The 7,211-nt window shown below is 44.9% G+C and carries 5 protein-coding genes and 1 pseudogene; 4 read left to right on the plus strand and 2 right to left on the minus strand.

Annotated features, from left to right (window positions below):
- Positions 1-58 precede the first annotated feature (58 nt).
- Together BIZ37_RS28595 and BIZ37_RS28600 are read left to right on the plus strand one after the other, a co-directional pair.
- Positions 59-568 carry a DUF2301 domain-containing membrane protein gene (locus BIZ37_RS28595; protein ID WP_187464426.1) on the plus strand — a complete coding sequence of 170 codons (510 nt, stop codon included), beginning with the start codon at positions 59-61 and terminating at the stop codon, positions 566-568.
- Positions 569-757: 189 nt separating this feature from the next.
- Positions 758-3,460, plus strand: a complete 2,703-nt coding sequence (locus BIZ37_RS28600) for a bifunctional acetate--CoA ligase family protein/GNAT family N-acetyltransferase (protein WP_187464427.1) — start codon at positions 758-760, stop codon at positions 3,458-3,460.
- A 261-nt stretch (positions 3,461-3,721) separates the two neighbouring features.
- On the opposite strand, the gene BIZ37_RS28605 is transcribed toward BIZ37_RS28600, so the two are convergent.
- A complete protein-coding gene (locus tag BIZ37_RS28605; RefSeq protein WP_370577970.1) occupies positions 3,722-4,618 on the minus strand; it encodes a LysR family transcriptional regulator in 897 nt (298 codons plus the stop codon).
- Positions 4,619-4,797: 179 nt separating this feature from the next.
- On the opposite strand from BIZ37_RS28605, the gene BIZ37_RS28610 reads away from it, so the two are divergent.
- Positions 4,798-5,637: a DUF4344 domain-containing metallopeptidase gene (locus tag BIZ37_RS28610; RefSeq protein WP_187464428.1), complete on the plus strand. Its 840-nt coding sequence runs from the start codon at positions 4,798-4,800 to the stop codon at positions 5,635-5,637.
- 331 nt (positions 5,638-5,968) lie between these two features.
- Entirely contained in the window at positions 5,969-6,325 is a 357-nt protein-coding gene (locus BIZ37_RS28615; protein ID WP_187464429.1) for a hypothetical protein, read from the plus strand.
- Positions 6,326-6,437: 112 nt separating this feature from the next.
- Here BIZ37_RS28615 and BIZ37_RS28620 read toward each other — a convergent pair.
- Positions 6,438-7,211 (minus strand): annotated as a pseudogene (locus BIZ37_RS28620) (divalent metal cation transporter); the annotation flags it as partial.

Raw genomic sequence — 7,211 nt, forward strand, 5'->3', positions numbered from 1 at the left:
GTATCACAAGAAATACGGGTAAAATATTACTGCATTCTTTTCATTAATGGAGCTCATCATGGCCGATCCTCACATTCAGAGCGAGTTAGATACTCTGGATAAACTCACCGTACTCTTATATCGAACTGCTCTTACGGCCGCTGCAGGTATTATGTCGATTGTCGCTTGGGAAATCGAAGTGGGTACCACAGCTCTTGTTATAACCGCCATTTTGGCAACGACGACCGTTCACATCTATGACAAACGCTTTCGTTGGCTGATTCTTGGCAGTGCTTTATTCGCGGTTATTTGGTTACTGTCAGGCCTTTGGACACCGTTGGCTCTTGGTGCGGCTTTGTTTTCCTTTAGCGCTTTGGCTGTAAAAGAATACTTTTGCTTCCAGTTGAAACCCTTGTTGCTCACCCCTCTTGCTTTGGCGGGATTCTGGTTTTGTTTGGTATTCAATCAAGCACAAATCAGTATTGCATTTAGCATGACAGGGGCAATCCTGCTGGCTGTTGCGGCATTTTCCAAATGGCGTATGCCTATGCATTACGATATCGGCGACAAGTCCAAGTATCAGATTTAATTTCTAATCGTAGCGACACAACGTGGCAAAGGATTTGCCACGCTTCCCTCCATAGACCGTCCAATACAAACTACCAATATAGCTAATGCATTGATATTAGGCATTGATCACAGCTCAAGTACTTTAGTCAGAAACTCGTTGAGGGTTTAGTTACACTCAGTGAAAAGCACTGGCAAAAAGAGTTGTGAAATGGACGGATTAGACAAACTCCTAAAACCCAAGTCAATCGCCGTAATCGGTGCCTCCGATAGCCCTAATCGGGCCGGTAATGTGGTGATCCGCAACCTATTGGCTGGGTCGTTCCATGGTCCTATCATGCCTGTCACACCGAAATATGATGCGGTGGCAGGTGTTCTCGCCTACCCAACTATAGACAGCCTGCCCCGTGTGCCAGATTTAGCTATTGTTTGTACCAATGCACACCGCAATGTCGAAATCATCCGTCAACTTGGCGAAAAAGGTGTAAAAGTTGCCATTGTACTTGCTGCGGGTATGGCGAATATCATTACCGATAACCAAACTGAAGAACAACGTATGTTTGGTGTTGCTCGTCAGTTCAATATGCGTTTGGTTGGTCCAAACAGTATGGGACTCATATTGCCTTGGATAAACCTCAATGCGTCTTTTTCACCCATTGCAGCCAATAAAGGCAATATCGCATTTATTTCTCAATCAGCCGCTGTATGCACCACCATCCTCGATTGGGCGAAAAACAAAAATGTCGGCTTTTCTACCTTTCTTTCCCTTGGTGACGCTTGCGATATTAACTTTGCAGAGCTTCTCGATAATTTATGTCGAGACAGCAAAACCGAAGCGATTCTGCTCTACATTGACTCAGTGAAAGATGCCCGCAGATTTATGTCTGCGGCACGAGCGGCTGCGCGAAACCGTCGGATCCTCGTCGTAAAAAGTGGTAGAACCCCTGCAGGCAGTGCCGCAGCTTTCTTGCATACAGGCTCACCAGCCGGGTTAGATGCTGTTTATGATGCTGCGATCCGTCGCTCAGGGATGCTACGGGTAAATAATACCCACGAGTTGTTTGCAGCAGTCGAAACCCTTGCTCATTCCGTTCCTCTCCGTGGTGAACGCTTGGCGATTTTAACCAACGGTGGCGGCCCTGCCATCATGGCAGTCGATGCCCTCGCCGACCGAGGTGGTAAACTGGCACAATTAAGTGATGAAACCACCAGCAAGCTGTCTACTTTATTACCTTCATGCTGGTCGAAGGCCAACCCGATCGACATTATTGGTGATGCGGATATCAACCGTTATGAGCAAGCCGTTAAAATTCTATTAGACAGCGATGATTTTGATGCGCTGTTAATCATGCACTCACCTTCGGCTATTGCGGCCGGCAACGAGACAGCAAGACGTTTGGTCGAAGTACTAAACTCCCACCCTAGAACGCGGAAGTTCAATATATTGACCAACTGGGCGGGTGAAGATGAAGCCATCGCCTCCCGTAAAATATTTACCGAGGCCGGTTACCCCGCTTACCGAACCCCCGAAAGCGCCGTGTCGGCTTTCATGCATTTAGTGGAATATCGCAGAAACCAAAAACAGCTAATGGAAACCCCTGTTTCTTTCGGAGAAACCAAAGCCAACCCCAAGCATGTCCACGATGTCGTCAACCACTTGCTAGCACAAGGGATCACCCAACTTGAAACCCATGATGTGAGACCTGTTTTAGAGGCTTACGGGTTTACTACACTGCCTACATGGATCGCCAGTGATCCTGCTGAGGCTGCGCATATCGCCAACCAAATTGGTTATCCCGTTGCCGTGAAACTACGCTCGCCAGATATCCCACATAAATCAGAAGTTCATGGCGTATTACTTTATTTGCGGACGGCCGAAGAAGTCGCCAATGGCGCTCAGGCTATTCTTGATCGGGTCTCATTGGAATATCCTAACGCCAGAATTGATGGCCTGTTAGTGCAGCGAATGGCAAAACGGGCTGGTGCTCAAGAGTTGCGTCTCTCAGTTCATCATGACACCACCTTTGGCCCTGTTATCTTGCTAGGTGAAGATGCTGGCGATTGGGACATTCATAAGAATGCCGCCGTGGGGATCCCGCCGTTGAACATGGCCCTTGCACGCTATATGGTGATAAATGCCATTAAGACCGGCAAAATTACTCAGCGTAATCTTCCAGAAAAAATTGATATTCCCGCGCTTTGCCGTTTGTTGGTAAAAACATCGCAGCTCATAATTGATTGTCCTGAGATCGAGTCATTTGATATCCACCCGCTATTGGCTACCGGTGATGAAATGACGGTTATCGATGCTTCAATGACGCTTCATCATTTTAAAGGCAATAGACAAGAAAGATTGGCCATCCGTCCTTATCCAAAAGAGTTGGAAGAAACTGTCGCATTAAAAAATGGTGAGCGTATTCTGCTACGGCCAATTTTACCGGAAGATGAGCCACAACATGCTGAGTTCATCTCGAAAGTCTCTGTTGAAGATCTTTATAAGCGCTTTTTCTCAGATGTTGGCGAATTTAATCATGAGGCTTTAGCCAACCTTACTCAGATTGACTACGACCGTGAGATGGCTTTTGTTGCCGTGCAGCAATCAACAAATAGCGATGGTGAACCAGAAGAGACAATTATTGGGGTTACCCGCGCATTGTCGGATCCTGAGAACATCGAAGCCGAGTTCGCCATCCTTGTGCGCTCGGATCTTAAAGGGGTCGGTCTTGGCAGTATATTGATGAATAAGATCATTCGTTATTGCCGAGAGGCCGGATTACATCGGATTACAGGCATGACGATGCCCTCAAACCGTGGAATGATCATGCTTGCCCAAAAAGTTGGGTTCGAGATCGATATTCAGATGGAGGATGGTATCGTTGAGATGTTGCTGCCTCTTCTTCCTTCAGAACGATGACTGTCGCTAACAGGTTCTGGGCAAAATCGATAGCAACATCCCAGTCCTGTTCGTCGATAGCAAATTGCAGATCGGCCATGAAGGTCTTGAGATATTCACAATGGTCAAAATCATCTAAAAGTTCTGTTGTTTTAAATTTCATGCATCCTCCTAAGTAGAGGTTGCATGATATTCACTACAGAAATCTCGACTTACCTTTTTACGCCACCCCATGACAAAGTGTACAAAAAACAGACAGAGCTATGCCGTTTGCATTGCGACTTATTGGTTAGCCTGCTTTTTCCAAAGTGATGTAATGTGCTGAATACACCAAGTTTTTGCTTTACCCATTCGACTTCTATTCCAAGCGATCACTAATTCAAGCTCATGTACTGGATCATCTCCAATAACCACCAGCTCACCACTTTCAATCGCGTATTTGGCATAACTGTATGACATCGTAGCGATCCCTAGCCCCGCTTTTAAAGCCAGCAGCTTGTCATGCATTGACGATACCGTCAGTAAGGGCTGATCATCGAGAATATTGTAGGTAATAGGCGGCAAATTCCTTGCCGTATCTGCAACCGCAATTCCCCTGTATTGCTTTCTAATCATTGGATCTAACGGATATTTATGCTTGTGAATGGGATGATCGGGATGAGCAACCCAAATTGTATCAATGGTGCCAAGTGTTTGAATCTTAGCTTCCGGTGGGGCCACTGTAGGAGCTGGAGCAATAAGGATATCTGCGCGATCTTGGGCCAGCGCTTCCCAGCATCCTGCTAATATCTCTTCCTGAAAACGGACGCGGGTTTTACTTTGTTGAGCAAGTCCTTCCACCAGCGGGAATAGAGCGTCAACTTTTACCAGGCCGTCATAAGCGATGGTAATATCCAGCTCCCAACCATGCGCCAAAGCGCTGGCATCAGCAATCATCTCGTCAGCCGCGGTTAATAACATCCGCCCTCTTTCTAACAACAGATGACCAGCCTTAGTAAAGACAGCCTTATGGCCCGAGCGATCAAAAATCACTAAATCTAAATCTTGCTCGAGTTTTTGAACCTGATAACTCAAAGATGAAGGCGCTCTGCCTAACTCTTCCGATGCCGCAGCAAAACTTCCTCTTCGTTCAATAGCGTCTAACACCATCAAAGCTTCAAAAGACAATAGCTTGTTCACCTTTTCTCCTTGTTTTTATAGTCATCAATAAATAGATATTGATGTTTCACCTTATCTATCCTTTTAAAGCAAATCTATAATTTATTGCTAATTTTTCATGTAATAGCGTTAAGATCACTCTAACTCCCATGCCGATGAACCATACTCATCAGCAATCGTAAAGCAGAAAGGAATCATACATGGACACCTCAACCAGTATTCACAGTCAAACTAATCACAATGGTCTTTTTCTTTCCATCGTATTGCTATTTACAAGCCTTGCCTGCCTTCTTCCCAACCGGGCGCTGAGTGATGAACTTCCTTCCATTCGTTTCACTTTTATCCCAAGTGTGAATACTCTCGACCAACAAACGATTAAAGAAATAAGGCAAACCGACGCCCTCGAGACAGTTCAGGCCTTGTCTGATTCAACAATTAACCTTGCCAAACCAGTCAATATTGTTTTTGGTACGCAAGATGGCCCCTTATACGATCCTGAATCGAATCAAATTGAGATCCCTTATTATTTTTGGCGTGAAATGATTGACCACTTTTCAGCAGATATCAGTGATGCAGATGAACAATCTGAGCTATCCGAATCTGACAACCAGTATGTATTTGAGGCAGCTGAAGGGGCCCTATTACATACCTTGCTTCATGAGATTGGCCACGCCTATATCGCCATTAACCAAATCCCTATTCTTGGCAAAGAGGAAGATGCTGCAGATAGCTTTGCCAATGTGCTGATGCTCAATTTCGTTGAAAATGGTGATCGCCAAGCGATACATGCAGCCACTTTATTCGCCATTGAAGATCAGCAAATCGAAAGCTTTGATGACTTAGATTTTATTGATGAACACAGTCTGGATATCCAACGATACTTCTATGGATTATGCCTTATCTTTGGAAGTGATCCCGATAAACATGAGACACTGTTCCAAGATCTTGAAGCGGAAGTAAAGACTGAACGTGAAGATATCTGTATTGAGGAATTTGATCGTGTCTCCGCGAGTTGGGAAAGCTATCTCAATAACGGTTAAAATATCACATCATTCCAAACTCGCTTAGCCATAGGCGTGTTTCCATAACACGCCTTATTCACGCTACAGAATAGCTATTCAAAATGTTTTGTATATTCCCCGAATATTTTCATACTAACTTGATAAGTTAGTCATAAAAATGACTAAAGCCATTGAGTCATCCCAGTGAGTTTTCGCGCAAATTGATCTAAGCCAAGTTATCTTCACGCCCAATGAATTAGATTTCATATAAACCTTAAAAAACAAACCTTTATTATTAAACATTACCCTCAATAACGGACATTCTCATGCAATGCCTACATAGCATGATGAAACATCAAGGAGTTTTCGGATGGATAAACCCTCGCAGTCGCTAACCCAAAGTCTCTCTTACTTGAAATTGTGCACCTCCCAAGTTATCGCCAGTCAATTATCAGCACCTAAGCCAGGTTCAGCAAAACATCTCAATGACCTCATTTCACTTGAGGCTATCGAGCTGGATAACGCAAACGAACAGATACTTGAATTACAGAAGACATTATTTAGGGCTTTGCATGCACTTGAGGCGGGTCAAAGTGATAATGTGCATGACGCACTCATCGATGGGATTGCACTGATCAACCATGAGTTGACCGTTCCGAACAAGAAAAATATTAGCCAGCCTAAGAGTGAAGATGAAGTGTTGAGTGACCCAGCTTTGGCCGGTTAACAACCTCTTCAGTCGCTAATAAACCTTATTTTTATAACTATAACTCACCAACCAATATGGAATCTGCCGGATACCTACGTCCTGTCTGTATCCGGCTCTTTTTTATTTCAGATTACATCAACCATTTCCACCAAATGAATACTGCTAGGAAGCCGAACAAATATGTGAGGCCAACCCAAGACAATACTTTCATTTGCTTGGACCATTGAAGTGCCTTTGGTAGGTTTGCCTTAGACACTAGTTGGTAGTTCAACAAGGCAAAGACAGGCGTAGTCATAAAGGCCAGCACCATGGCGAAATCGAGCATTGGCATCAATGCCGAACTGAAGAACAAGATGATCCCCATCGCTGAAATCGCAATAAATACCATCCAGCCATTATGGAAGGCACGTTGACCAACAGGCTTAGATTGCAGAAGAGATTGTGCTTCTGCCAGTGAACGGGCATAGCCGTCAATAACGGTAATCGTACTGCCGAAAATACAGAAGAAAGCCACGACTGCAATCAGGTAGCGAGACCATTCACCAATGGTTGACGCATACATGCTTACCAACTGGTGGGAAAAGCCAATACCCGATGCTTTTAGCTCCGTACCATTTCCATGTAGTACCAAAGCACCGAGAGAAAGAAACACAATTGCCAGTACAGCCGTCCCGATATAGCCGACATTAAAATCAAATAATGCAGAATCCGTCGTGACCTTTTGTTCTTTGCGTTGGCTCTTAAGCCACAATGAAGTCAGGCATGAAATTTCAATCGGTGCCGGCATCCAACCCATCATCACAACGATGAAGCCAATAGACGCAATAGACCATGCTGAAGGGGCTTCAAAGTCTGCAGGAGCGACGCTGCCCTTGCCTGCCGCAATCACTACAGCAGAGAGAGT

It is taken from the genome of Photobacterium sp. BZF1 (assembly GCF_014349205.1).
Classification (GTDB): domain Bacteria; phylum Pseudomonadota; class Gammaproteobacteria; order Enterobacterales; family Vibrionaceae; genus Photobacterium.